Raw genomic sequence first — 25662 nt, forward strand, 5'->3', positions numbered from 1 at the left:
GAGGCTATTTACTTTTTCTAGAGGATAATTTTTTAAAAAACAATCTGATAAACTTAAATAGTAGAATAGTATCAGTATGTCACAGTATTTTATAAGAAAAGGTTTACAGAATAAGTTATAATATAAGTAAATGAACAAGCAAATAAGAAAGTGAGTAGAGTTATGACCGAAAAACTGACTTTTCCGGATGGTTTCTTGTGGGGCGGAGCGACAGCTGCCAACCAGTGTGAGGGTGCTTATAATTTAGAAGGTCGTGGATTGGCGAATGTGGATGTCGTCCCCATCGGTCCAGATCGTGAAGCCATTATCACAGGTCAGAAAAAGATGTTTTCGTTTGAGGAGGGCTATTTTTACCCAGCCAAGCAAGCTATTGATATGTACCATCATTACAAGGAAGATATTGCCCTTTTTGCGGAAATGGGCTTTAAGACTTATCGTCTATCCATTGCTTGGACTCGGATTTTTCCTAAGGGCGACGAAACAGTGCCAAATGAAGCTGGTCTAGCCTTTTATGAGGATTTATTTAAGGAGTGCCACAAGTATGGTATCCAACCTCTGGTGACTATCACTCATTTCGACTGTCCTATGCACTTGATTACAGAGTACGGTGGTTGGCGCAATCGTCGGATGTTAGACTTCTATGAAAAACTTTGTCGCACACTCTTTACCCGCTATAAGGGTTTGGTCAAATATTGGCTTACCTTCAACGAAATCAACATGATTCTCCATGCCCCCTTTATGGGAGCTGGGCTCTGTTTTGAAGAAGGAGAAAATCAAGAACTGGTTAAATATCAGGCTGCACACTATGAGTTGGTAGCTTCAGCTCTTGCGACAAAGATTGCCCACGAAATTGACCCAGAAAATAAGGTGGGATGTATGTTGGCTGCAGGGCAATACTATCCTAACACAGCCCATCCAAGAGACTACTGGGCAGCCATGGAGGAAGACCGCAAGAGTTACTTCTTCATTGATGTTCAAGCGCGTGGGGAATACCCAAACTACGCCAAGAAGCAGTGGGAGCGTGAGGGGATTGAGATTCAAATGACGGCTGAGGATCTGGACTTGTTGAAGAACAATACTGTTGACTTTGTTTCCTTCTCTTACTATGCAAGTCGAGTGGCGTCAGGTGATCCAGAAGTTAAAGAATTAACTGCTGGAAATGTTTTTGCCTCTCTCAAAAATCCTTATCTTGAATCCTCAGAATGGGGATGGCAGATTGACCCACTTGGCCTTCGCATCACCCTCAATGCCATCTGGGATCGTTACCAAAAGCCTATGTTCATCGTAGAAAATGGACTCGGTGCTATGGATACACCGGATGAAAATGGTTATGTAGCAGATGACTATCGGATTGCTTACTTAGAAGCTCACATCAAGGCTATGCGAGATGCCATTTACCAAGATGGAGTTGACTTGCTTAGTTATACGACTTGGGGCTGTATCGATCTGGTTTCAGCTGGAACAGGCGAAATGAACAAGCGCTATGGCTTTATCTATGTGGATCGAGATAATGCTGGTCATGGAAGCCTCAAACGTAGCAAGAAGAAATCCTTCTACTGGTACAAGGATGTCATTGCCAGCAATGGTGCAATCATTGAGTAGATCACATTTATTCACTATTTTTATAAAATCTTCTCCCTACTTTATAAGATGTGAAAAAGAGTTCAACTGGAACTCTTTTTTTGCTATAATGAGGGGAGAAAAATCAGACAGGAGATCGACATGTCAGAACCATTATTTTTACAATCAGTTATGCAAGAAAAAATCTGGGGTGGTACCAAGCTACGTGATGAGTTTGGATACGACATCCCAAGTGAAAAAATCGGAGAATATTGGGCCATCTCAGCTCATCCAAATGGAGTTTCAAAGGTGTCAAATGGTCGTTACGAGGGAATAGACCTAGCAACTTTGTATGCAGAACACCGTGAATTGTTTGGCAATCGTCCAGAACCTGTATTCCCACTTTTGACAAAGATTCTGGATGCCAACGACTGGCTCAGTGTCCAAGTTCATCCAGACGATGCTTATGGACTCGAGCGTGAAGGCGAACTTGGAAAAACCGAATGCTGGTACATTATCGCAGCGGACGAAGGTTCAGAGATTATCTACGGTCACAATGCTAAGTCAAAAGAAGAACTCCGCCAGCAAATCGAGGACAAGAACTGGGATGCCTTGCTGACAAAAGTACCTGTTAAAGCTGGAGATTTCTTCTATGTACCAAGTGGCACTATGCATGCTATTGGTGCGGGCATCTTGATTCTTGAAACCCAGCAGTCTAGTGACACAACCTACCGTGTCTATGACTTTGACCGTAAGGATGATAATGGTAACTTGCGTGAACTTCACCTTGAAAAATCCATTGATGTCTTGAACATTGGTGAGCCTGCAAATAGCCGTCCTGTAACTGTTAAAGCAGATGATTTGCGTTCCACTCTCCTTGTATCCAATGATTTCTTTGCAGTTTACAAGTGGGAAATTACTGGAAAAGTTGACTTCGAAAAGACAGCTGACTACAGCTTGTTTAGTGTCTTAGCTGGTCAAGGTCAACTGACTGTTGACGGAAAAAACTATCCAATCCAAAAAGGTAGCCACTTTATCCTACCAAGTGATGTTGAAGCTTGGACCTTGGAAGGACAAGATTTGGAATTGATTGTTAGCCATCCATAAAAAAGAAAGGGCCTGAGTTCATTACTCAAGTCCTTTTTGATTACATAAATTGGGCGATAAAGACCACGATGATGATGATTGGAATGATGAAACGAAGAAGGAAGAGCCAGATTTGGAACAGTCCCTGTTTCCATGCTTTTTCATCGAGATGAAGTTCCTCCATTGCAAGAGCCTTTTTAAAGATATAGCCTGTAAAAAGTGAAAGGCAGAGAGCTCCAAATGGCATAAGGAGATTGGAAACCAAGAAGTCCATAGCATCAAAGAAGGTCTTCCCAAAAATATGAACATCTGCCATAATACCGTAAGATAGGGCTGAAGGGATTCCAAAGACAAAGGTCAAAATTCCTAAAATAACACTCCATTTGGCACGCTTGCTGTTGTCCTGATTGGTGATATTGCCTACATTGATTTCCAACATAACGACAGAAGAAGTGACCGTCGCAAAGAGGAAGAGCATGAGGAAGAGGATGTAGAAAATGGTTCCAAAAGGCATCTTGTCAAAGAGCTGAGGCAAGACGATAAAGAGCAGGCTCGGTCCCCCTTCAGATTGGATATTGAAGGCTGACATGGCTGGGAAAATGGCTAGACCCGCCATGATAGATACTGAAATATTCATGGCTACGATGGAAATCCCTGACTGGACTAGATTGGTTTTTTTGTCCAAATAAGAAGCATATGTCAGCATGGCTGTAACCCCTAGTGAGAGGGCAAAGAAAGATTGTCCCAGAGCATAGAGGAGACCAGCACTTGTCAGCTTAGAGAAGTCTGGTTTTAGGAAGTAAAGAACCCCTTCCATGGCATTTGGCAAACTGAGAGAGCGCCCAATGATGACAACAAAGATGATAAAGAGCAGGGGCATCATGACTTTCGAAGCTCTTTCAATCCCTTTTTGAACCCCACGTGATACAATAAAGATATTCAATAAGATAAAGGCCGCTTGAGCTCCTAGGGCAATGTCTGGATTTGAAATGATTGAAGTAAATAACTGAGCGTAATCCCCCGTTCCACCAATTTGGAACAATTTTCCAAACTCAATGCCTAGATAAACCAGAATCCAGCCCCCAATAACACTGTAAAACGATAAAAGGATAAAAAGGGCAAAGGCACCAATCCAACCGATAAAGTTGTACTTGCTATTCTTGCCCAGTTTTCCAAAGGTTTTGATAGCTGAGACACCAGCGCTTCGGCCGAGGGTAAATTCTGCAAGCAAAAGGGGGAAACCAATTAAAATAGTGGAGATGAGAAAGACCAGTAAAAAGCCTCCTCCACCGTTAGCAGCAGTCATGTAGGGGAATTTCCAAACGGCACCAAGTCCGATAGCTGAACCAGCAGATGCTAGGATAAAGCCCAGTTTAGAACTCCATTGCGATTTTTCAGACATAGTTAAACTCCTAAAAATAGTGTTACAAAAGAAAAAGCTACTGCCCTTGGCAACTAGCCTCATAAGTACTCAAAATGAGCGTTTCTTTTGATTGATAGACTTGACTATCCTATCATGTTTTCTAAGGTCTGTCAAGAAAACCATTTTCATGTTATGATAAAGTAAAAAATTTCGCAAAAACGCTTGACTCTGACCTAAGGGAAGGGGTTATACTATCAATGTAAGGAGGAAATCATGTACCATATAAAAGAAGCTGCCCAGCTTTCGGGCGTATCTGTCAAAACCCTACACCACTACGACAAGATAGGACTTTTGGTTCCTTTAAAGTCGGAAAACGGCTATCGAATCTACAGTAAAGAGGATTTGGAACGCCTTCAAGTCATTCTTTACTACAAATATCTAGGCTTTTCTTTAGAAAAAATAGCAGAGCTATTAAAGGAAGATAGATCAAATTTATTGCCTCATTTGACCAGGCAGTTGGACTATTTGACTCGAGAAAGGGAACATCTGGATACCTTGATTTCAACCTTGCAAAAAACCATTCAAGAACAAAAAGGAGAAAGAGAAATGAGCATTCAAGAGAAATTTGCTGGATTTAACTACCAAGACCATCAAAAATACCACCACGAGGCGGTAGAGAAATATGGACAAGAAGTCATGGACCAAGCGCTCGAGCGCCAGAAAGGTCACGAAGACGAGGCTACAGCTGCCTTCAACCAAGTTTTTCAAGCTTTGGCACAAAATCTTCAAGCTGGTCTACCTGTAACAGCAACCGAAAATCAAGAAGAATCCGCTAAACTCTTGCAAGCCATCCGTACTTATGGATTTGACTGCTCTATTGAGGTATTTGGTTATATCGGTAAAGGCTACGTCTACAACCCAGAATTTAAGGAAAACATTGACAAATTTGGACCTGGAACAGCCCAGTACACATCAGATGTCATTGCCTATTATGTCCAAACTCAGACAAAATAAAATCGGAGGAGCATTCTTCCGATTTTTACTAAATTCAAGCACTATTTTCTTAATAATTTTTCTACCACATTTAGTTTTCGCATGGTCAAATCTACATTAAAAAGCTTTTCAAGATAGTTGGTATGGAGTTTCTTTTGTTTAGCAGTTCTAGGGAGATAGAGGTAAAGGCAGTGGTTACCGATACAAATTTCTTCTTCACCGTAATCAATTTTCAATTTGTCTAAAGGGAGGCTTTGAATAGATTCTTGATAAAAAATCACGTGTATACGGTCATAAAGATAGTGTTCTCCAAAAGGGTTTTCTTGGACAATGTTTTTAAAAATATCCTTATTCTTAATGATTATTTTGAGATCGGCTCCAATCTTTTTCTTTATTAGAGTATGAACCTGTTCTCGTATTTTTTCTAAGGCTAAGTTACTTTCAAGAATGATATTACCACTTTGAATATAGGTTCGAACTTGTTGAAAACCGGCTTCTGTTAAGATATCTACTAGATAAGACATTTTAGGGATAGCATTTTTTCCATTAGGAGTAACTCCCCTTAACAAGATAATATGTTCCAAAGGACTTCCTTTCTTTTGGGGCTGATTTAGCCATTAAATAATTCAGATTTAGATTGGGTTTGATCCCGCCACCCAACCAGTACAGAGGGCAGAAGTGATGTTAAACCCACCCGTGTGGGCATTGATATCCAGTACCTCGCCAGCAAAGTGGAGTCCAGGTACCAGCTTACTTTCTAGAGTTTTGGGATTGATTTCCTTGAGACTGACGCCCCCTTTGGTAACAAAGGACTTAGCAAGGGACATTTTACCAGTTACAGGAATTTTAAGTCCCTTGATAGACTGGACAAGTTGTTCGCGTTCCTTTTCAGTCAGTTGTTTGACTTTGTCAGGATAGCCTGGCACAAAAAATTCTGCCAAGCGTTCTGGAAGTAAAGTTTTTAAGGCATTTTTTAGAGATTTTTCCCGATTTTCTTCTAGAAATGTAGCCAAGTCTTTCTCAGAAAGTTGAGGTAGAACATCCAGTGAGAGAACCTCTCCGCCCTTGACAAAGCTGGACATACGCAGAGCAGCAGGGCCTGACAAACCAAAGTGGGTAAAGAGCAAATCGTGAGTGATGACATGCTTACCATAGCTTAGGGTCACATCGTCCAATGAAATTCCTTGCAAGGCCTTGTGTGGAAAATCTGTCAACAAAGGACTTTCAGCGGCTTCAAGATCGGTAATGGTATGCTTAAAATGACGGGCAATCTCGTGACCAAAACCAGTCGAACCAGTAGAGGGATAGGATTTCCCACCAGTTGTGACAATGAGTTTCTCACAAGTGAAGGTTTGGTCTGCGGACTTAAGGACAAACTGGTCGTCTATCTTTTTAACCGAAACAATCTCCGTTTGAGTAGCAACTCGACCACCGAGTTCAGTGATTTTCTTTTCCAAGGCCTCGATAATGGTCCGAGACTTGTCACTAGCAGGAAAGACGCGTCCGTGGTCTTCGACCTTAAGTTTAACACCATTTTCTGTAAAAAAATTAATGATATCATGGTTATCAAATTGGGAGAAGACACTGTAGAGAAAGCGCCCATTTCCAGGGATGCCAGCTAGTAGGTCATCTAGAGTTCCGTTGTTGGTTACATTGCAACGTCCCCCACCAGTACCAGCTAATTTTTTTCCAAGTTTCCGATTTTTTTCGATGAGGAGGGTTTTCTGTCCATAAAAGCTACTGGAAATCGTAGCCATCATACCAGCAGGACCTCCACCAATGACGATAGTATCAAAATGTTTCATAGCTCTATTGTACCACAAAAAAACAAGAGATGAAGTCACCTCTTGTCAAGAATGCAATTAATCAATTTCATACCCCATCAGCAAACCACCATCTTCTGCATAAAAACTGCAGAGACCAGATGTTGGGAGAATTTTAATATCCGCCTGTGGGAAGGTTTCACGTATTCGGTCTGAAAGCTGTTGGCAACATTTCTCGTTATTACGTTGGGCCATGACAATACGGCCACCAGCATATCCAGCTTTAATGATTTCATCATAGGCAGCTTGAACTGATTTCTTTGGTCCTCGTGCTTTTTGTAGCAATTCGAGAGTTCCAGTTTCACTAGCTTCTCCGACCATACGGATATTGAGAAGGCCAACGACCGTACCGATAAGCTTGCTCAAACGGCCGTTCTTCACCAAGTTATCGACTTTAGCTAGGACAAAAAGTAACTTGGTTTTTTCTTGATAGGCGGTGATAGCTTCAACCACTTCTTCAAAAGATAAGCCCTGGTCGATCAAGTCATTCAATTTTTCTACGAGCAAGTCAACTTCCCCACCAGCAGACAAACTATCAATTATATGAATTTTAGTATCAGGATGTTCTTCCAGATAAATATTTTTTGCTAGTTGAGCACTATTGTGACTGCCAGAGAGAGTACCTGTGATGGTTACTAGGAAAATGTTTTTGGCACCTTCAAATGCTCGCAAATAGTCATCTGGACTTGGACAAGCTGATTTTGAAGCTTCTGCAGTTGCATACATGGTTTCCATCATTTGGTCAATATCAAGACTGGCATCATCAACAAAAATCTGATCAGCTACTTGAATGGTTAAGGGGACACTTACAAAGGTCGTGTCAATAGCTGGTGTTGCCAGCTGACGATAATCACAACCAGAGTCAGCAATAATCTTCCAAGTCATAGAAATTCTCCATCTTTGTCAGTTATACATTGACAAAGGTTCTGTCTTTTTTTACAATTATATCATGAAAGCCCTTGAAACAAAAGCCTCATCCGTCTGTTGTGACAAGTAGAAAGAAAATGTTATGTCTGAACGTAGAATCTCTGAAAAGTCTCTTGAAAATCTCAGAAAATCAAACCAAGAATCCAATTTATTAACTAGAGAAGCCATCGAAACAGCCCTCTTGCAACTCTTGGAAAAAAAGGACTTGACCAAGATTAGTATTTCTGAATTGGTCAAACGTGCAGGCGTTTCTCGTGCGGCCTTTTATCGCAATTATGATTCCAAAGAGGAGATTTTAGAAAGTGTCTTTAAACGAACTGTCCACAATATTATGGAACAGTTGCATCATTATGATTTAAAGACAGACCTTTATCTGGTCTGGGTTCACCTTTTCCGGGAAGCCAGAAAGGAAGCCAGAGTGATTCAACTGGCCTTGGATTACCATCTGGAAAAAATCTTTGTCCAAGCCATGCAGGAGTTTCTGGAAAAATACCATGGAAAATCAAAAGGTGTCAGCTCTTATCTTCATTCCTTTTGGAGCTCAGCCATCGTCTCAGTCCTTTTAAAATGGATCAAGGATGGCATGAAGGTACCTGCTGAAAAGATTGCAGATTTACGGTTACCATTTTTTAAAAAATAGAGAAAAAGGAGAAGAGATATGACTGAAAAAAGACTGGCCTGGGATGAGTATTTTGCAGCCCAAGCTCTACTAATTGCCAATCGTTCCACTTGTAAACGTGCCAAAGTGGGCGCGATTCTGGTAAAAGATAATAAGGTTATTTCCACTGGTTACAATGGTTCAGTGTCAGGAACCGAGCATTGTATTGACCACGAATGTCTGGTTATTGAAGGCCACTGTGTTCGAACTCTTCACGCTGAGGTTAATGCCATTCTCCAAGGTGCAGAACGTGGGGTTCCCAAAGGCTTTACAGCCTATGTGACCCACTTTCCATGTCTAAACTGTACAAAACAATTGCTTCAGGTTGGTTGCAAGCGTGTGGTTTATATCAACCAGTACAGAATGGACGACTACGCCCAATACCTTTATCAAGAAAAGGGGACAGAATTGACTCATTTACCACTTGAGACAGTACAGACAGCTCTTAAAGAGGCTGATCTAATGTAAAAAATATCAAAAATAAATGGTTTAGAAAGATTTTTAAACCGTTTTTTGGTATAATAAGAAGAATAAATTGAAAGAAGGAATTCCAAAAATGGGAAAAATTGAAGTTATTAATCATCCACTGATTCAACACAAATTGTCAATCTTACGTCGTACAGATACTTCTACAAAAGCTTTCCGTGAGCTAGTAGATGAGATTGCAATGTTGATGGGATATGAAGTACTTCGTGATCTTCCACTAGAAGATGTGGAAATCGAAACACCAATCACAAAAACAGTTCAAAAACAATTGGCAGGTAAGAAATTGGCTATCGTTCCAATCTTGCGTGCAGGTATCGGGATGGTTGATGGACTTTTGAGCTTGGTTCCAGCTGCTAAAGTTGGCCACATCGGTATGTACCGTGATGAAGAAACGCTTCAACCAGTTGAGTACTTGGTGAAATTGCCTGAAGATATTGACCAACGTCAAATTTTTGTGGTAGACCCAATGTTGGCAACAGGTGGCTCAGCAATCTTGGCTGTTGATTCTCTTAAAAAACGTGGCGCATCAAATATCAAATTTGTCTGCCTTGTATCTGCTCCAGAAGGTGTTAAAGCCCTTCAAGAAGCTCATCCAGATGTAGAAATCTTTACAGCAGCCTTGGATGAACGCTTGAACGAACACGGTTATATCGTTCCAGGTCTTGGAGATGCTGGGGACCGCTTGTTCGGTACAAAATAAAATAAAAAAGAGATTGACTTGGAAAAGGATTTCCAGTCACGAAAGGAGGTTGAATTTTTGTTTCTGTCTAATGAAAACAGAGCAAAAATTTGACCTTTTTTGACCAAGATATTATAATAGTCTTATCTTCAGTCATTTGACCAATAAAATTAAAACTCAAAAGGAGAAATAAATGATTCCTGTAGTTATTGAACAAACAAGCCGTGGAGAACGTTCCTACGATATTTACTCACGTCTTCTTAAAGACCGCATCATTATGCTGACAGGCCCAGTTGAAGACAATATGGCCAACTCTGTTATTGCCCAGTTGCTTTTCTTGGATGCCCAAGATAGTACAAAGGATATTTACCTTTATGTCAATACACCTGGTGGTTCCGTTTCAGCTGGTTTGGCAATCGTTGATACCATGAACTTTATCAAGGCAGATGTCCAAACCATTGTTATGGGAATGGCAGCATCTATGGGGACGGTCATTGCATCAAGTGGAGCAAAAGGCAAACGTTTCATGCTTCCAAATGCAGAGTATATGATCCACCAACCAATGGGTGGTACAGGTGGAGGTACTCAGCAAACCGATATGGCGATCGCTGCAGAACACTTGCTTAAAACTCGTAATACCTTGGAAAAAATCTTGGCTGAAAATTCAGGTCAGTCAATCGAAAAAGTTCACGCAGATGCAGAACGCGATAACTGGATGAGTGCCCAAGAAACACTTGAATATGGCTTTATTGATGAAATCATGGCCAACAATTCATTGAATTAATGATCAAAGAAGGCAAACTCGACTGGGTTTGCTTTTTTTGGTATAATAGGGAGAGATTTCTTAGAAAGAGGATTTATCATGTTTGAAAAAGTCAATCGATCTGGCTTGATTATCTATCTTTACTATAATCGTGATGCCAAAAAATTGCAGGATTATGGAGATATTACCTATCATTCCAAGAAACATCGTTACTTACAACTCTATGTTCCAACTCAAGAAATGGAGCAATTGGTCGGGCGCTTGGGCAAGGAAAAGTTTATAAAAAAAGTCAGGGTTTGTCATATCCAAGAGCTGGAAACACCCTTTGTGGGCAATCTTCATCGAGAGGAAAACGTTATCATCGAAAAAGTTCAAGAAAAGTGTTGACAATTTTCTGATAATTCGGTATATTCTTAACATGCTATTTATTTAAGAAATAAGGAGACAAAAAAAGATGAAGAAAAAATTTGCCCTATCGTTTGTGGCGCTTGCAAGTGTAGCACTTCTTGCAGCCTGTGGAGAAGTGAAGTCTGGAGCGTCAAACGCTGCTGGTAACTCAGTAGAGGAAAAGACAATCAAAATTGGATTTAACTTCGAAGAAACTGGTGCCGTAGCTGCCTACGGAACATCTGAACAAAAAGGTGCCCAACTTGCCGTTGATGAAATCAATGCAGCAGGTGGTATCGACGGAAAACAAATCGAAGTAGTTGATAAAGATAATAAATCTGAAACTGCTGAGGCGGCTTCAGTAACAACTAACCTAGTAACCCAATCTAAGGTATCAGCAATCGTAGGACCTGCGACATCTGGTGCAACTGCAGCTGCTGTAGCTAACGCTACAAAAGCAGGTGTTCCATTGATTTCGCCAAGTGCGACTCAAGATGGATTGACTAAAGGTCAAGATTACCTCTTTATCGGAACTTTCCAAGATAGCTTCCAAGGAAAAATTATCTCAAACTATGTTTCTGAAAAATTGCAAGCTAAGAAAGTTGTTCTTTACACTGATAATGCTAGCGACTATGCTAAAGGTATTGCCAAAGCCTTCCGTGAAGCTTACAAAGGTGAAATCGTTGCAGATGAAACTTTCGTAGCAGGTGACACAGACTTCCAAGCAGCCCTTACAAAAATGAAAGGGAAAGATTTTGATGCTATCATCGTTCCTGGTTACTACACTGAAGCTGGTAAAATTGTAAACCAAGCGCGTGGTATGGGAATTGACAAACCAATCGTTGGTGGTGATGGATTCAACGGTGAAGAGTTTGTACAACAAGCAACTCCTGAAAAAGCATCAAACATCTACTTTATCTCAGGCTTCTCAACTACTGTAGAAGTTTCAGCTAAAGCAAAAGCTTTCCTTGATGCTTACCGTGCTAAGTACAACGAAGAGCCTTCAACATTTGCAGCCTTGGCTTATGACTCAGTTCACCTTGTAGCAAACGCAGCAAAAGGTGCTAAAAACTCTGGCGAAATCAAGGATAACCTTGCTAAAACAAAAGATTTTGAAGGTGTAACTGGTCAAACAAGCTTCGATGCAGACCACAACACAGTCAAAACTGCTTACATGATGACCATGAACAATGGTAAGGTTGAAGCAGCAGAAGTTGTAAAACCATAATAGAAAATGTTGAAATAGGGAATGAGCCTTTGACTCACTCCCTGTTTCGATGTTTAATACTCTTCAAAAATCAAATTCAAACTGCGTCAACGTCGCCTTGCCGTACTCAAGTACAGCCTGTGGCTAGTTTCCTAGTTTGCTCTTTGATTTTTATTGAGTATAAGAACTTATAAAAAGTGAGGGAAAACCCTCGAAATTATAAATAGAAAGAGTGAATCTTATGCTCCAACAACTAGTAAATGGTTTGATTCTAGGTAGTGTTTATGCGCTGTTAGCCCTAGGATATACCATGGTTTACGGAATTATCAAGCTCATCAACTTCGCCCACGGTGATATTTATATGATGGGAGCCTTTATCGGTTATTTCTTGATTAATTCTTTCCAAATGAATTTCTTTGTAGCTCTTATTGTAGCTATGTTAGCGACAGCCATTCTTGGTGTCGTGATTGAGTTCCTTGCTTACCGACCTTTGCGTCACTCTACTCGTATTGCTGTTTTGATTACAGCTATTGGGGTTTCTTTCCTATTGGAATATGGGATGGTCTATCTGGTTGGTGCTAATACCCGTGCCTTCCCTCAAGCGATTCAAACAGTTCGCTATGATTTGGGACCAGTTAGCCTAACAAACGTGCAGTTAATGATTTTGGCCATTTCCTTGATTTTGATGATTTTGTTACAAGTCATTGTCCAAAAGACTAAGATGGGGAAAGCCATGCGTGCAGTATCCGTAGATAGCGATGCGGCGCAATTGATGGGGATCAATGTAAACCGTACTATCAGCTTTACCTTCGCTTTGGGGTCAGCTCTTGCGGGTGCGGCTGGTGTTCTGATTGCCCTCTATTATAACTCTCTTGAGCCTTTGATGGGAGTTACTCCAGGTCTTAAATCTTTCGTTGCCGCAGTACTTGGTGGTATCGGAATTATTCCTGGTGCAGCTCTTGGTGGTTTTGTGATTGGTCTATTGGAAACCTTTGCGACAGCCTTTGGAATGTCAGACTTCCGTGATGCTATTGTTTATGGAATCTTGTTGTTGATCTTGATTGTCCGCCCAGCTGGTATCCTTGGTAAAAATGTGAAAGAGAAGGTGTAAACGATGAAAGAAAATTTAAAAGTTAATATTCTATGGTTACTCCTTTTGTTAGCTGGCTATGGCTTGATTAGTGTATTGGTTTCAGTCGGAGTACTCAATCTATTCTATGTACAGATTTTACAACAAATCGGAATTAATATTATTCTGGCTGTTGGTCTCAACTTAATCGTTGGTTTTTCAGGCCAATTTTCACTTGGTCATGCTGGTTTCATGGCGATTGGTGCCTATGCCGCTGCTATTATTGGTTCTAAATCACCAACCTACGGTGCCTTCTTTGGAGCCATGCTGTTAGGTGCTTTGCTTTCAGGAGCAGTTGCCTTGCTTGTCGGAATTCCAACCTTACGCTTGAAGGGGGATTACCTTGCGGTAGCAACTCTCGGTGTTTCTGAAATTATCCGTATCTTTATCATCAATGGTGGAAGCCTTACAAATGGTGCAGCAGGTATCTTGGGAATTCCTAACTTTACAACCTGGCAAATGGTTTACTTCTTTGTCGTGATTACAACCATTGCAACCTTGAACTTTTTGCGTAGTCCAATTGGTCGTTCAACTCTCTCTGTTCGTGAGGATGAAATCGCTGCTGAGTCAGTTGGGGTTAATACGACTAAGATTAAAATCATCGCCTTCGTCTTTGGTGCTATTACTGCAAGTATTGCAGGGTCACTTCAGGCAGGATTTATCGGTTCAGTTGTACCGAAAGATTACACTTTCATCAACTCAATCAACGTTTTGATCATTGTTGTCTTTGGTGGACTTGGTTCCATTACAGGTGCTATTGTTTCAGCTATTGTTCTTGGAATTTTGAATATGCTTCTCCAAGATGTTGCTAGTGTGCGTATGATTATTTATGCTTTGGCCTTGGTATTGGTAATGATTTTCAGACCAGGTGGACTACTTGGGACATGGGAATTGAGCCTATCACGTTTCTTTAAAAAATCTAAGAAGGAGGAACAAAACTAATGGCATTACTTGAAGTAAAACAGTTAACCAAACATTTTGGCGGTCTAACAGCTGTTGGAGATGTGACTCTTGAATTGAACGAAGGGGAATTGGTTGGACTAATCGGTCCAAATGGAGCTGGTAAAACCACCCTTTTCAATCTCTTGACAGGTGTTTATGAACCAAGTGAGGGAACAGTAACACTAGATGGTCACCTTTTGAATGGAAAGTCACCTTATAAGATTGCTTCTTTGGGACTTGGACGTACATTCCAAAATATCCGTCTCTTTAAAGATTTAACAGTTTTGGACAATGTTTTGATTGCTTTTGGCAACCATCACAAACAACATGTTTTTGCTAGTTTCTTACGCTTACCAGCTTTTTACAAGAGTGAAAAAGAATTAAAGGCTAAGGCTTTGGAATTGTTGAAAATCTTTGATTTAGATGGTGATGCAGAAACTCTTGCTAAAAATCTTGCCTACGGACAACAACGTCGTTTGGAAATTGTTCGTGCTCTCGCTACGGAACCTAAAATTCTCTTTTTAGATGAACCAGCAGCAGGTATGAACCCACAGGAAACAGCCGAATTGACTGAGTTAATTCGTCGTATCAAAGATGAATTTAAGATTACGATCATGCTGATTGAACACGATATGAATCTGGTCATGGAAGTGACAGAACGTATCTACGTACTTGAATATGGTCGTTTGATTGCTCAGGGAACTCCAGACGAAATTAAGACCAATAAACGCGTTATCGAAGCTTATCTAGGAGGTGAAGCCTAATGTCTATGTTAAAAGTTGATAATCTTTCTGTGCATTACGGTATGATCCAAGCAGTCCGTGATGTAAGCTTTGAAGTAAATGAAGGAGAGGTTGTTTCCCTTATCGGTGCCAATGGTGCAGGTAAGACAACCATTCTCCGTACCTTGTCTGGTTTGGTTAGACCGAGTTCAGGAAAGATTGAATTTTTAGGTCAAGAAATCCAAAAAATGCCAGCTCAAAAAATCGTGGCAGGTGGTCTTTCACAAGTTCCAGAAGGACGCCACGTCTTTCCTGGCTTAACTGTTATGGAAAATCTTGAAATGGGAGCTTTCTTAAAGAAAAATCGTGAAGAAAATCAAGCCAACTTGAAGAAAGTTTTCTCACGCTTTCCTCGTCTTGAAGAACGGAAGAACCAAGATGCAGCTACTCTTTCAGGGGGAGAACAGCAAATGCTTGCCATGGGACGCGCCCTCATGTCAACACCAAAACTTCTTCTTTTAGATGAACCATCAATGGGACTTGCCCCAATCTTTATCCAAGAGATTTTTGATATCATTCAAGACATCCAGAAACAAGGAACAACCGTCCTCTTGATTGAACAAAATGCCAATAAAGCACTCGCAATCTCTGACCGAGGCTATGTACTGGAAACAGGGAAAATCGTTCTATCAGGAACAGGAAAAGAACTCGCTTCATCAGAAGAAGTCAGAAAAGCATATCTAGGTGGCTAAAAAGGTCCGGGGGACCTTTTTAGTCGGCGGATGAAGATTGCGAAGCAATTATCAAATCCACTGGATTGTTTTAGTCGGTGGATGAGGATTACGAAGTAATCATCATTATAGTCCAGGGGATCTTTTTAGTTGACAGATATAGATTGTAAAGCAATCTTTATCTACATTAAAAGGTTAATTTCTAATAATTGAAAAAAATGGAATGAAACGTTTCTTACATTCATTCAGAGGGCTCGATTTCAGAGCTCTTTTTGCTAGCTTATTCATACTTTTCTGAATTTTGAAAAAGAAATGTAAGCGTTTGATAGATTTACAAAAAGATTGTATAATAGGGATAAGAATAGAAAAGGAGAAGTCTCATGGCAGTTAAAGATTTTATGACCCGCAAGGTAGTTTATATTAGTCCAGATACAACAGTATCTCATGCAGCAGATTTGATGAGAGAGCAAGGGTTGCACCGCTTGCCTGTTATCGAAAATGATCAATTGGTTGGTTTGGTAACTGAGGGAACCATTGCCCAAGCTAGTCCATCCAAAGCAACAAGTCTTTCTATCTATGAGATGAATTATCTTCTAAATAAGACAAAAGTAAAAGATGTGATGATTCGCGATGTTGTCACTGTTTCAGGCTATGCGAGTCTAGAGGATGCAACTTATCTGATGTTGAAAAATAAGATTGGTATTCTTCCTGTCGTAGATAATCATCAAGTATACGGAGTTATTACGGATCGTGACGTTTTCCAAGCCTTTCTTGAAATTGCAGGTTATGGTGAAGAAGGGATTCGTGTGCGCTTTGTTACGGAAAACGAAGTTGGCGTTCTTGGAAAAATTATTTCTTTGATTGTAGAAGAAAATTTGAATATCTCGCATACAGTCAATATTCCGCGTAAGGATGGTAAGGTCATTATCGAAGTTCAAATCGATGGATCAATTGATTTACCAGCCTTGAAAGAAAAATTTGAATCAGAGAATATTCAAGTAGAAGAGATTACTCGTACTTCAGCAAAAGTCTTGTAAGAAGGGAAGCCGAAAGGCTTCTTTTTACGTGTAATAAGGGATTAGAGCAAAAGATGGAAAGAAATGATAAAATATGCTATAATGAAATAATGTAAAAAAGGAGTATTTATGGACATTTCAGAAATTCGTCAGAAAATTGACGCAAATCGTGAAAAATTAGCTTCTTTCAGGGGGTCTCTTTGACCTCGAAGGTTTAGAGGAAGAGATTGCCATCTTGGAAAACAAGATGACAGAACCTGATTTTTGGAACGATAATATCGCGGCCCAAAAAACGTCGCAAGAATTAAATGAATTAAAAAACACCTATAACACCTTTCACAAAATGGAAGAGTTGCAGGATGAAGTTGAAATTTTATTAGACTTTTTAGCTGAAGATGAGTCGGTACATGAAGAATTGGTTGAACAGTTGTCAGAACTTGATAAGATGATGACCAGTTACGAGATGACCTTGCTCTTGTCAGAACCTTATGACCATAATAATGCCATCTTGGAAATCCATCCAGGATCCGGTGGTACTGAGGCTCAGGACTGGGGTGATATGTTGCTTCGTATGTACACTCGCTATGGAAATGCTAAAGGCTTTAAAGTGGAAGTATTGGATTACCAAGCAGGAGATGAAGCTGGTATCAAGTCAGTAACCTTATCTTTTGAAGGACCTAATGCCTATGGTCTTCTCAAGTCAGAAATGGGTGTACACCGTTTGGTACGAATTTCACCATTTGACTCTGCTAAACGTCGCCACACCTCTTTCACATCTGTAGAAGTGATGCCAGAATTGGATGATACTATTGAAGTAGAAATCCGTGAAGATGATATCAAGATGGATACTTTCCGTTCAGGTGGTGCTGGTGGACAAAACGTCAACAAGGTTTCCACAGGTGTGCGTTTGACACACATTCCTACGGGAACTGTCGTTCAGTCAACAGTCGATCGTACCCAGTATGGAAATAGAGATCGTGCCATGAAGATGTTGCAGGCTAAGCTCTATCAAATGGAGCAGGAGAAGAAAGCTGCGGAAGTCGATTCCCTCAAGGGTGAGAAAAAGGAAATCACATGGGGAAGTCAAATTCGTTCTTATGTTTTCACGCCATATACTATGGTAAAAGACCATCGAACTAACTTTGAAGTTGCACAAGTAGATAAGGTTATGGATGGAGACCTAGATGGTTTTATTGATGCCTATCTCAAGTGGAGAATCAGCTAAGATAGAAAGGAACTCACATGTCAATTATTGAAATGAGAGATGTCGTCAAAAAATACGACAACGGAACGACTGCCCTACGTGGTGTTTCGGTAAGCGTTCAACCAGGGGAATTTGTTTACATCGTAGGACCTTCAGGAGCTGGGAAATCAACCTTTATTCGTTCTTTGTATCGCGAAGTAAAAATCGAAAAAGGAAGCTTATCTGTTGCTGGTTTTAATCTGGTTAAAATTAAAAAGAAAGATGTTCCTCTCCTACGTCGTAGTGTTGGGGTTGTCTTCCAAGATTATAAACTGTTACCAAAGAAAACCGTTTATGAAAATATTGCTTATGCAATGGAGGTAATTGGAGAAAGTCGCCGTAATATCAAAAAACGTGTTATGGAAGTCTTAGACTTGGTTGGATTGAAGCATAAGGTTCGTTCTTTCCCAAATGAACTTTCAGGGGGAGAACAGCAACGGATTGCAATTGCACGTGCCATTGTAAACAATCCAAAAGTATTGATTGCGGACGAACCAACAGGAAACTTGGACCCAGATAATTCATGGGAAATTATGAACTTGCTGGAACGCATCAATCTCCAAGGTACAACTGTCTTGATGGCTACCCACAACAGTCAGATTGTAAATACCTTGCGCCACCGTGTCATTGCCATTGAAAATGGCCGTGTCGTTCGTGACGAAGCTAAAGGAGAATATGGATACGATGATTAGTAGATTTTTTCGTCATTTATTTGAATCGTTAAAAAGTTTGAAACGAAATGGCTGGATGACAGTAGCTGCTGTTAGTTCAGTTATGATTACTTTGACCTTGGTTGCAATATTTGCATCTGTTATCTTTAATACGGCTAAACTAGCTACAGATATCGAAAATAATGTCCGAGTAATGGTATACATTCGTAAGGACGTAGCTGATAATAGTGAGACGATTGAAAAAGAAGGTCAAACTGTTACAAATAACGACTACCATAAGGTATATGATGCTTTGAAAGGTATGTCAACCGTTAAAAGTGTTACGTTTTCAAGTAAAGAAGAACAATATGAAAAGTTGACAGAAACAATGGGGGACAACTGGAAAATCTTTGAAGGCGATGCCAATCCTCTCTATGATGCATATATCGTTGATACAAATACACCAAGTGATGTAAAGACAGTAGCAGAAGAGGCTAAAAAAATCGAAGGTGTATCAGAAGTTCAAGATGGTGGTGCTAATACAGAACGCTTGTTTAAGTTAGCCTCATTTATTCGTGTTTGGGGACTAGTTATCGCTGGATTATTGATTTTCATTGCGGTGTTCTTGATTTCTAATACTATACGTATCACCATTATTTCACGAAGCCGTGAAATTCAAATCATGCGTTTAGTAGGTGCTAAGAATGGCTATATCCGCGGACCTTTCTTGCTTGAAGGTGCCTTCATTGGTTTGCTTGGAGCAACACTTCCATCAGTTCTGGTATTTATTGTCTATAAAATGGTTTACCAATCTGTTAATAAGTCATTGGTTGGTCAGAACCTTTCAATGATATCACCAGAAGTATTCAGTCCACTGATGATTGCCTTATTATTTGTGATTGGAATTTTTATCGGTTCAATCGGATCAGGAATTTCAATGCGCCGATTCCTGAAAATCTAAAATAGAAGTATATTTGAGGAGATTTTAATATCTCCTTTTTTACTACAAAAATTTTAGAAAAAAGTCTACTTTTTTTTATAAAAGCCTTTACAAAAAAAATTAAAGTGGTATAATTGAATTATAGAAAGTGCAAACGTTTTCGTAAAACGTTTGCCTAAATAAAAATAAAGGAGATTTGAATGATGAAAGATACATTCAAAAATGTCTTGTCTTTCGAGTTTTGGCAAAAATTCGGTAAGGCTTTGATGGTGGTTATCGCGGTTATGCCGGCTGCTGGTTTGATGATTTCAATCGGTAAGTCTATCGTAATGATTAACCCAACTTTTGCACCACTTGTAGTTACAGGTGGAATTCTTGAGCAAATTGGTTGGGGGGTTATCGGTAACCTTCACATTTTGTTTGCCCTAGCAATTGGAGGAAGCTGGGCTAAAGAACGTGCTGGTGGTGCTTTCGCCGCTGGTCTTGCCTTCATCTTGATTAACCGTATCACTGGTACAATCTTTGGTGTATCAGGAGATATGTTGAAAAATCCAGATGCTATGGTCACAACTCTCTTTGGTGGTTCAATCAAAGTTGCTGATTACTTCATTAGTGTTCTTGAAGCTCCAGCATTGAACATGGGTGTGTTTGTAGGGATTATCTCAGGTTTTGTAGGGGCAACTGCTTACAATAAATACTACAACTTCCGTAAACTTCCTGATGCACTTTCATTCTTCAACGGGAAACGTTTCGTACCATTTGTAGTTATTCTTCGTTCAGCAATCGCTGCAATTCTACTTGCTGCCTTCTGGCCAGTAGTTCAAACAGGTATCAATAGCTTTGGTATCTGGATTGCCAACTCACAAGAAACTGCTCCAATCCTTGCACCATTCTTGTATGGTACTTTGGAACGTTTGCTCTTGCCATTTGGTCTTCACCATATGTTGACTATCCCAATGAACTACACAGCTCTTGGTGGTACTTATGACATTTTAACTGGTGCAGCTAAAGGTACTCAAGTATTTGGTCAAGACCCACTATGGCTTGCATGGGTAACAGACCTTGTTAACCTTAAAGGTACAGATGCAAGTCACTACCAACAATTGTTAGATACTGTTCACCCAGCTCGTTTCAAAGTTGGACAAATGATCGGTTCATTCGGTATCTTGATGGGTATGATCGTTGCTATCTACCGTAATGTCGATGCTGATAAGAAACATCAATATAAAGGTATGATGATTGCGACAGCTCTTGCAACATTCTTGACAGGGGTTACTGAACCAATCGAATACATGTTCATGTTTGTAGCAACACCTATGTATCTTGTTTACTCACTTGTTCAAGGTGCTGCCTTCGCTATGGCTGACGTAGTAAACCTACGTGTCCACTCATTCGGTTCAATTGAATTCTTGACTCGTACACCACTAGCAATTAATGCTGGTATTGGTATGGATATCGTTAACTTTATCTGGGTAACTGTTCTCTTTGCCGTAATCATGTACTTTATCGCAAACTTCATGATTCAAAAATTCAACTACGCAACTCCAGGACGTAACGGAAATTATGAAACTGCTGAAGGTTCAGAAGAAGCTAGTAGCGAAGTGAAAGTTGCAGCAGGCTCTCAAGCTGTAAACATTATTAACCTTCTTGGTGGACGTGCAAACATCGTTGATGTTGATGCATGTATGACTCGTCTTCGTGTAACTGTAAAAGATGCTGACAAAGTCGGTGATGCAGAACAATGGAAAGCAGAAGGAGCTATGGGTCTTGTCATGAAAGGACAAGGAGTTCAAGCTATCTACGGTCCAAAAGCAGACGTATTGAAATCTGATATCCAAGATATCCTTGATTCAGGTGAAATCATTCCTGAAACTCTTCCAAGCCAAATGACTGAAGCACAACAAAACACTGTTCACTTCAAAGGTCTTACTGAGGAAGTTTACTCAGTAGCAGACGGTCAAGTTGTTGCTTTGGAACAAGTAAAAGATCCAGTATTTGCTCAAAAAATGATGGGTGATGGATTTGCAGTAGAACCTGCAAATGGAAACATTGTATCTCCAGTTTCAGGTACTGTATCAAGCATCTTCCCAACAAAACATGCTCTTGGTATTGTGACTGAACCAGGTCTTGAAGTATTGGTTCACATTGGTTTGGACACAGTAAGTCTTGAAGGTAAACCATTTACAGTTCATGTTGCTGAAGGACAAAAAGTTGCAGCAGGAGATCTTCTTGTCACAGCTGACTTGGATGCTATCCGTGCAGCAGGACGTGAAACTTCAACAGTAGTTGTCTTCACAAATGGTGATGCAATTAAATCAGTTAAATTAGAAAAAACAGGTTCTCTTGCAGCTAAAACAGCAGTTGCTAAAGTAGAATTGTAATATACTTGAGGTTGGAAGCTGTATTCCAACCTCTTATTTTGGGAGAAAAGAATGAAATTTTTAACACTCAATACTCACAGTTGGATGGAGAAAGAAGCAGAGGAAAAATTCCAGATTTTGCTTGAGGATATTCTTGAAAAAGACTATGATTTGATTTGTTTCCAAGAAATCAATCAGGAGATCACTTCGCCAGTGGTGGAGGTTAATGACCTTTATCAAGCTTTGCCAGCAGCTGAGCCTATTCACCAAGACCATTATGTTAGACTTTTGGTTGAAAAGTTGTCAGAGCAAGGGAAAGATTACTACTGGACTTGGGCCTATAACCATATTGGTTATGACCGCTACCATGAAGGTGTGGCTATCTTGTCTAAAACACCTATTGAAGCAAGAGAAATTTTGGTTTCAGATGTGGATGATCCAACAGACTATCATACTCGCCGTGTCGCCCTGGCTGAAACTGTAGTTGATGGCAAGGACCTTGCAGTTGCCAGTGTCCACCTTTCTTGGTGGGATAAAGGTTTCCAAGAAGAATGGGCGCGATTTGAGGCTGTCTTGAAAGAATTGAACAAGCCACTTTTGCTGGCTGGAGATTTCAATAACCCAGCTGGTCAGGAAGGTTACCAAGCAATTTTAGCTAGTCCATTAGGCTTACAAGACGCATTTGAAGTTGCTCAAGAGAGAAGTGGTAGCTATACTGTTCCACCAGAAATTGATGGATGGAAGGGGAACACAGAACCCCTTCGAATCGACTATGTTTTTACTACCAAGGAGTTAGCGGTGGAAAATTTACATGTCGTATTTGATGGTAACAAGAGTCCACAAGTGAGTGATCACTATGGCTTGAATGCTATTTTAAACTGGAAATAATGACTGAAAAGAGGTTGGGATTCACAAATTCCAGCCTTTTTTACTAGAGAAGCTACTAGAAATAGCCTAAATAAGTGAGACTACTGAAATGGAATAAAATGTGGTATAATTGAACAGATAGATAGAATCGAGGATATTATGTCATTTACGAAATTTCAATTTAAAAACTATATTAAAGAAGCCTTGGAGGAGTTGAAATTTACAACTCCTACAGAGGTGCAAGATAAGTTGATTCCGATTGTCTTGGCAGGTCGTGACCTAGTCGGTGAATCGAAAACAGGTTCAGGTAAGACTCATACTTTCTTGTTGCCGATTTTCCAGCAATTAGATGAAGCTAGCGATAGTGTACAAGCAGTGATTACGGCACCGAGCCGTGAGTTGGCTACTCAGATTTACCAAGCAGCTCGTCAGATTGCAGCCCACTCAGAAGTGGAAATTCGTGTGGTTAATTATGTGGGGGGGACAGATAAGGCTCGCCAGATTGAGAAATTAGCAAGCAACCAACCTCATATTGTTATCGGTACGCCAGGCCGTATCTATGACTTGGTTAAATCTGGTGATTTAGCTATTCACAAGGCCAAGACCTTTGTGGTCGATGAGGCAGATATGACCTTGGATATGGGATTCTTAGAAACTGTTGATAAGATTGCTGGAAGCCTTCCAAAAGACCTGCAATTCATGGTCTTCTCAGCGACTATCCCACAAAAGTTGCAACCATTCTTGAAAAAATACTTGTCAAATCCTGTTATGGAGAAAATCAAGACCAAAACGGTCATTTCTGATACCATTGATAATTGGTTGATTTCGACCAAGGGCCGAGATAAGAATGCTCAAATTTACCAGTTGACTCAGTTGATGCAACCGTATTTGGCAATGATTTTTGTCAACACTAAGACACGTGCTGATGAGTTGCATTCATATCTGACTGCTCAAGGCTTGAAGGTGGCAAAAATCCATGGGGATATTGCCCCTCGTGAGCGCAAACGTATCATGAATCAGGTGAAAAATCTGGATTTTGAGTACATTGTCGCAACAGACTTGGCAGCGCGTGGGATTGACATTGAAGGTGTCAGCCATGTCATTAATGATGCCATTCCACAAGATTTATCTTTCTTTGTGCACCGTGTTGGTCGTACTGGACGAAACGGTCTACCAGGTACGGCTATTACCCTCTATCAGCCAAGTGATGACTCGGATATTCGTGAGTTGGAGAAATTGGGAATCAAGTTTACTCCTAAGATGGTCAAAGACGGAGAATTTCAAGATACCTATGACCGTGATCGTCGTGCCAACCGTGAGAAAAAACAAGATAAACTTGATATCGAAATGATTGGTTTGGTTAAAAAGAAAAAGAAAAAAGTCAAACCAGGTTATAAGAAGAAAATTCAATGGGCGGTTGATGAAAAACGCCGCAAGACCAAGCGCGCTGAAAATCGCGCACGTGGTCGTGCAGAGCGTAAAGCAAAACGTCAAACATTTTAATAACAATTGTTGGAGTGCTGAGCTCCAATTTTTTTATTTATGAGAACGAAATATCTACATTGAAACACTACATTAAAGACTGCAAATTACGCTTAAAAATGGTATAATGATAAAGTTATATAGTCCCGATAAGATGGTAGGCATTTATCACTAATAGTTTTCCTATCAGTACTTTGTAACTCGCAAAGAATGACGGCTCTAAAGTAGTCGCTCGTCATTCAACGGTTGCCGCTATAACGCGGTCACCCTATGCGCCTTACTAGCTTCAGAAATAAAAAAGTATCGTTTTTATTTCTTTCGCGTCGTAACTCTTAGAAAATGAAAATACCTATCAGTACTTTGTAACTCTATAACACTATTTTTAAGGGGGGACATTTTTATGTCAGAACGTAAATTATTCACGTCTGAATCTGTATCTGAGGGGCATCCAGATAAGATTGCAGACCAAATTTCAGATGCGATTTTGGATGCTATTTTAGCTAAGGATCCGGAGGCGCACGTTGCTGCTGAGACAGCTGTATATACTGGATCTGTCCACGTTTTTGGTGAAATTTCTACAAATGCCTATGTGGATATTAACCGTGTGGTTCGTGATACCATTGCAGAGATTGGATATACCAATACAGAATACGGTTTTTCTGCTGAGACAGTGGGAGTACACCCATCTTTGGTGGAACAATCTCCTGACATTGCTCAAGGCGTTAACGAAGCCTTGGAGGTTCGTGGAAATGCAGACCAGGATCCACTGGACTTGATTGGTGCTGGAGATCAAGGGCTCATGTTTGGATTTGCAGTGGATGAAACAGAAGAGCTCATGCCATTGCCAATTTCACTCAGCCATAAATTGGTTCGTCGTCTGGCAGAACTTCGTAAGTCTGGTGAAATTAGCTATCTTCGCCCAGATGCTAAATCACAAGTTACAGTTGAATATGATGAAAATGACCGTCCAGTACGTGTGGACACAGTCGTGATTTCAACTCAGCACGATCCAGAAGTCAGCAACGAACAAATTCACAATGATGTCATTAACAAGGTTATCAAAGAGGTTATTCCAGCTTCTTACTTGGATGGGCAAACAAAATTCTTCATCAATCCAACTGGACGTTTTGTAATCGGTGGGCCTCAAGGGGACTCAGGTTTGACTGGTCGTAAGATTATCGTAGATACTTATGGAGGCTACTCTCGTCATGGTGGCGGTGCCTTCTCTGGTAAGGATGCGACTAAGGTGGACCGTTCTGCGTCATATGCGGCTCGTTATATTGCCAAGAATATCGTTGCAGCGGGTCTTGCTAAGAAGGCAGAAGTGCAATTGGCCTATGCCATCGGTGTTGCGCAACCTGTTTCTGTTCGTATCGATACCTTTGGTACAGGAACAGTAGCTGAAAGCAAACTTGAAAAAGCGGCTCGTCAAATCTTTGATCTTCGCCCAGCAGGAATTATCCAAATGCTGGATCTTAAGCGTCCAATTTACCGTCAAACAGCGGCTTATGGTCACATGGGACGTACAGATATTGATCTTCCATGGGAACGTTTGGATAAGGTAGATGCTTTGAAAGAAGCAGTCAAATAAAATCTTAAGAGGGGGACTTTGTACTGCACCCCAAGAGTTAGACAGAAAAAATCTAAC

General features: G+C 40.5%; 25 protein-coding genes. 21 read left to right on the top strand and 4 right to left on the bottom strand.

What is annotated here, in order from left to right; genetic code table 11:
• The first annotated feature begins 162 nt into the window (after nt 1-162).
• Nucleotides 163-1602, top strand: coding sequence for a 6-phospho-beta-glucosidase (locus tag JQ843_RS06115; RefSeq protein ID WP_203213163.1), 1440 nt, complete (start codon nt 163-165; stop codon nt 1600-1602).
• Between the two features lie 120 nt (nt 1603-1722).
• Entirely contained in the window at nt 1723-2667 is a 945-nt protein-coding gene (manA, locus tag JQ843_RS06120; RefSeq protein ID WP_203213164.1) for a mannose-6-phosphate isomerase, class I, read from the top strand.
• 40 nt (nt 2668-2707) lie between these two features.
• Here the strand turns inward: manA and JQ843_RS06125 are convergent, their stop codons facing one another.
• Entirely contained in the window at nt 2708-4048 is a 1341-nt protein-coding gene (locus JQ843_RS06125) for a sodium-dependent transporter (RefSeq protein ID WP_203213165.1), read from the bottom strand.
• Nucleotides 4049-4282: 234 nt separating this feature from the next.
• Here JQ843_RS06125 and JQ843_RS06130 point away from each other — a divergent pair, with 234 nt between their 5' ends.
• Nucleotides 4283-5023 carry a MerR family transcriptional regulator gene (locus JQ843_RS06130; protein ID WP_203213166.1) on the top strand — a complete coding sequence of 247 codons (741 nt, stop codon included), beginning with the start codon at nt 4283-4285 and terminating at the stop codon, nt 5021-5023.
• A 41-nt stretch (nt 5024-5064) separates the two neighbouring features.
• Here JQ843_RS06130 and JQ843_RS06135 read toward each other — a convergent pair whose 3' ends face one another.
• Genes JQ843_RS06135 through JQ843_RS06145 form a run of 3 tightly spaced genes read right to left on the bottom strand, consistent with a single transcriptional unit; the run spans nt 5065 to nt 7710 of the window.
• Nucleotides 5065-5586 carry a DUF1697 domain-containing protein gene (locus JQ843_RS06135; protein ID WP_084926641.1) on the bottom strand — a complete coding sequence of 174 codons (522 nt, stop codon included), beginning with the start codon at nt 5584-5586 and terminating at the stop codon, nt 5065-5067.
• Between the two features lie 48 nt (nt 5587-5634).
• Complete coding sequence (gene aao / locus JQ843_RS06140) at nt 5635-6807, bottom strand: aminoacetone oxidase (RefSeq protein WP_023947244.1); 1173 nt, start codon at nt 6805-6807, stop codon at nt 5635-5637.
• Nucleotides 6808-6864: 57 nt separating this feature from the next.
• Complete coding sequence (locus tag JQ843_RS06145) at nt 6865-7710, bottom strand: DegV family protein (protein WP_203213167.1); 846 nt, start codon at nt 7708-7710, stop codon at nt 6865-6867.
• A gap of 124 nt (nt 7711-7834) precedes the next feature.
• Between JQ843_RS06145 and JQ843_RS06150 the strand changes: the two genes are divergently transcribed.
• The 18 genes from JQ843_RS06150 (at nt 7835) to metK (ending at nt 25605) form a co-directional block, all read left to right on the top strand.
• On the top strand, nt 7835-8392 hold the full coding sequence (locus JQ843_RS06150; RefSeq protein ID WP_000004136.1) for a TetR/AcrR family transcriptional regulator: 558 nt from the start codon (nt 7835-7837) through the stop codon (nt 8390-8392).
• Nucleotides 8393-8410: 18 nt separating this feature from the next.
• The gene (locus tag JQ843_RS06155) at nt 8411-8878 is read left to right on the top strand and encodes a deoxycytidylate deaminase (RefSeq protein ID WP_000136976.1); all 468 of its coding nucleotides are present in this window, start codon (nt 8411-8413) and stop codon (nt 8876-8878) included.
• 88 nt (nt 8879-8966) lie between these two features.
• A complete protein-coding gene (gene upp, locus JQ843_RS06160; protein ID WP_000515974.1) occupies nt 8967-9596 on the top strand; it encodes a uracil phosphoribosyltransferase in 630 nt (209 codons plus the stop codon).
• A gap of 172 nt (nt 9597-9768) precedes the next feature.
• Nucleotides 9769-10359 carry an ATP-dependent Clp protease proteolytic subunit ClpP gene (gene clpP / locus JQ843_RS06165; protein WP_000613475.1) on the top strand — a complete coding sequence of 197 codons (591 nt, stop codon included), beginning with the start codon at nt 9769-9771 and terminating at the stop codon, nt 10357-10359.
• Between the two features lie 78 nt (nt 10360-10437).
• Nucleotides 10438-10725 carry a YlbG family protein gene (locus JQ843_RS06170; RefSeq protein WP_000462118.1) on the top strand — a complete coding sequence of 96 codons (288 nt, stop codon included), beginning with the start codon at nt 10438-10440 and terminating at the stop codon, nt 10723-10725.
• Between the two features lie 67 nt (nt 10726-10792).
• The gene (locus JQ843_RS06175) at nt 10793-11953 is read left to right on the top strand and encodes an ABC transporter substrate-binding protein (protein WP_049486978.1); all 1161 of its coding nucleotides are present in this window, start codon (nt 10793-10795) and stop codon (nt 11951-11953) included.
• Nucleotides 11954-12173: 220 nt separating this feature from the next.
• Nucleotides 12174-13043: a branched-chain amino acid ABC transporter permease gene (locus JQ843_RS06180; RefSeq protein ID WP_000941427.1), complete on the top strand. Its 870-nt coding sequence runs from the start codon at nt 12174-12176 to the stop codon at nt 13041-13043.
• Between the two features lie 3 nt (nt 13044-13046).
• Nucleotides 13047-14003, top strand: a complete 957-nt coding sequence (locus JQ843_RS06185; RefSeq protein WP_004256818.1) for a branched-chain amino acid ABC transporter permease — start codon at nt 13047-13049, stop codon at nt 14001-14003.
• Nucleotides 14003-14767, top strand: a complete 765-nt coding sequence (locus JQ843_RS06190) for an ABC transporter ATP-binding protein (RefSeq protein ID WP_001185997.1) — start codon at nt 14003-14005, stop codon at nt 14765-14767. Before JQ843_RS06185 ends, JQ843_RS06190 begins: the two co-directional genes overlap by 1 nt.
• Nucleotides 14767-15477 carry an ABC transporter ATP-binding protein gene (locus JQ843_RS06195; RefSeq protein WP_000062200.1) on the top strand — a complete coding sequence of 237 codons (711 nt, stop codon included), beginning with the start codon at nt 14767-14769 and terminating at the stop codon, nt 15475-15477. Before JQ843_RS06190 ends, JQ843_RS06195 begins: the two co-directional genes overlap by 1 nt.
• Nucleotides 15478-15836: 359 nt before the next feature.
• Complete coding sequence (locus JQ843_RS06200) at nt 15837-16493, top strand: CBS domain-containing protein (protein ID WP_000268667.1); 657 nt, start codon at nt 15837-15839, stop codon at nt 16491-16493.
• Between the two features lie 108 nt (nt 16494-16601).
• A protein-coding gene (gene prfB, locus JQ843_RS06205) for a peptide chain release factor 2 (RefSeq protein WP_115262371.1) occupies nt 16602-17697 on the top strand; the annotation gives its coding sequence in 2 pieces (ribosomal slippage) (nt 16602-16673 and nt 16675-17697; 1095 coding nt in all).
• 17 nt (nt 17698-17714) lie between these two features.
• Nucleotides 17715-18407: a cell division ATP-binding protein FtsE gene (ftsE, locus tag JQ843_RS06210; RefSeq protein ID WP_000022269.1), complete on the top strand. Its 693-nt coding sequence runs from the start codon at nt 17715-17717 to the stop codon at nt 18405-18407.
• Nucleotides 18400-19326 (top strand): permease-like cell division protein FtsX, encoded by a 927-nt coding sequence (ftsX, locus tag JQ843_RS06215; protein ID WP_000625545.1) that lies wholly within the window; start codon nt 18400-18402, stop codon nt 19324-19326. The genes ftsE and ftsX overlap by 8 nt, the downstream gene beginning before the upstream one ends.
• Before the next feature lie 179 nt (nt 19327-19505).
• Nucleotides 19506-21686 carry a PTS transporter subunit IIBC gene (locus JQ843_RS06220; protein ID WP_020903476.1) on the top strand — a complete coding sequence of 727 codons (2181 nt, stop codon included), beginning with the start codon at nt 19506-19508 and terminating at the stop codon, nt 21684-21686.
• 51 nt (nt 21687-21737) lie between these two features.
• Nucleotides 21738-22553, top strand: coding sequence for an endonuclease/exonuclease/phosphatase family protein (locus tag JQ843_RS06225; protein ID WP_203213168.1), 816 nt, complete (start codon nt 21738-21740; stop codon nt 22551-22553).
• 138 nt (nt 22554-22691) lie between these two features.
• Entirely contained in the window at nt 22692-24035 is a 1344-nt protein-coding gene (locus JQ843_RS06230) for a DEAD/DEAH box helicase (RefSeq protein WP_203213169.1), read from the top strand.
• Nucleotides 24036-24414: 379 nt separating this feature from the next.
• Nucleotides 24415-25605: a methionine adenosyltransferase gene (metK, locus tag JQ843_RS06235; protein ID WP_203180479.1), complete on the top strand. Its 1191-nt coding sequence runs from the start codon at nt 24415-24417 to the stop codon at nt 25603-25605.
• Nucleotides 25606-25662 lie beyond the last annotated feature (57 nt).

This window comes from Streptococcus mitis (assembly GCF_905187495.1).
Classification (GTDB): Bacteria; Bacillota; Bacilli; order Lactobacillales; family Streptococcaceae; genus Streptococcus; species Streptococcus mitis_CU.

What these genes read in the sequence shown, in the direction of transcription:
- JQ843_RS06115 (WP_203213163.1), top strand. Translation starts at nt 163, where the DNA reads ATGACCGAAAAACTGACTTTTCCGGATGGTTTCTTGTGGGGCGGAGCG.
- manA (WP_203213164.1), top strand. Translation starts at nt 1,723, where the DNA reads ATGTCAGAACCATTATTTTTACAATCAGTTATGCAAGAAAAAATCTGG.
- JQ843_RS06125 (WP_203213165.1), bottom strand. Translation starts at nt 4,048, where the DNA reads ATGTCTGAAAAATCGCAATGGAGTTCTAAACTGGGCTTTATCCTAGCA.
- JQ843_RS06130 (WP_203213166.1), top strand. Translation starts at nt 4,283, where the DNA reads ATGTACCATATAAAAGAAGCTGCCCAGCTTTCGGGCGTATCTGTCAAA.
- aao (WP_023947244.1), bottom strand. Translation starts at nt 6,807, where the DNA reads ATGAAACATTTTGATACTATCGTCATTGGTGGAGGTCCTGCTGGTATG.
- JQ843_RS06145 (WP_203213167.1), bottom strand. Translation starts at nt 7,710, where the DNA reads ATGACTTGGAAGATTATTGCTGACTCTGGTTGTGATTATCGTCAGCTG.
- JQ843_RS06150 (WP_000004136.1), top strand. Translation starts at nt 7,835, where the DNA reads ATGTCTGAACGTAGAATCTCTGAAAAGTCTCTTGAAAATCTCAGAAAA.
- JQ843_RS06155 (WP_000136976.1), top strand. Translation starts at nt 8,411, where the DNA reads ATGACTGAAAAAAGACTGGCCTGGGATGAGTATTTTGCAGCCCAAGCT.
- upp (WP_000515974.1), top strand. Translation starts at nt 8,967, where the DNA reads ATGGGAAAAATTGAAGTTATTAATCATCCACTGATTCAACACAAATTG.
- clpP (WP_000613475.1), top strand. Translation starts at nt 9,769, where the DNA reads ATGATTCCTGTAGTTATTGAACAAACAAGCCGTGGAGAACGTTCCTAC.
- JQ843_RS06170 (WP_000462118.1), top strand. Translation starts at nt 10,438, where the DNA reads ATGTTTGAAAAAGTCAATCGATCTGGCTTGATTATCTATCTTTACTAT.
- JQ843_RS06175 (WP_049486978.1), top strand. Translation starts at nt 10,793, where the DNA reads ATGAAGAAAAAATTTGCCCTATCGTTTGTGGCGCTTGCAAGTGTAGCA.
- JQ843_RS06180 (WP_000941427.1), top strand. Translation starts at nt 12,174, where the DNA reads ATGCTCCAACAACTAGTAAATGGTTTGATTCTAGGTAGTGTTTATGCG.
- JQ843_RS06185 (WP_004256818.1), top strand. Translation starts at nt 13,047, where the DNA reads ATGAAAGAAAATTTAAAAGTTAATATTCTATGGTTACTCCTTTTGTTA.
- JQ843_RS06190 (WP_001185997.1), top strand. Translation starts at nt 14,003, where the DNA reads ATGGCATTACTTGAAGTAAAACAGTTAACCAAACATTTTGGCGGTCTA.
- JQ843_RS06195 (WP_000062200.1), top strand. Translation starts at nt 14,767, where the DNA reads ATGTCTATGTTAAAAGTTGATAATCTTTCTGTGCATTACGGTATGATC.
- JQ843_RS06200 (WP_000268667.1), top strand. Translation starts at nt 15,837, where the DNA reads ATGGCAGTTAAAGATTTTATGACCCGCAAGGTAGTTTATATTAGTCCA.
- ftsE (WP_000022269.1), top strand. Translation starts at nt 17,715, where the DNA reads ATGTCAATTATTGAAATGAGAGATGTCGTCAAAAAATACGACAACGGA.
- ftsX (WP_000625545.1), top strand. Translation starts at nt 18,400, where the DNA reads ATGATTAGTAGATTTTTTCGTCATTTATTTGAATCGTTAAAAAGTTTG.
- JQ843_RS06220 (WP_020903476.1), top strand. Translation starts at nt 19,506, where the DNA reads ATGATGAAAGATACATTCAAAAATGTCTTGTCTTTCGAGTTTTGGCAA.
- JQ843_RS06225 (WP_203213168.1), top strand. Translation starts at nt 21,738, where the DNA reads ATGAAATTTTTAACACTCAATACTCACAGTTGGATGGAGAAAGAAGCA.
- JQ843_RS06230 (WP_203213169.1), top strand. Translation starts at nt 22,692, where the DNA reads ATGTCATTTACGAAATTTCAATTTAAAAACTATATTAAAGAAGCCTTG.
- metK (WP_203180479.1), top strand. Translation starts at nt 24,415, where the DNA reads ATGTCAGAACGTAAATTATTCACGTCTGAATCTGTATCTGAGGGGCAT.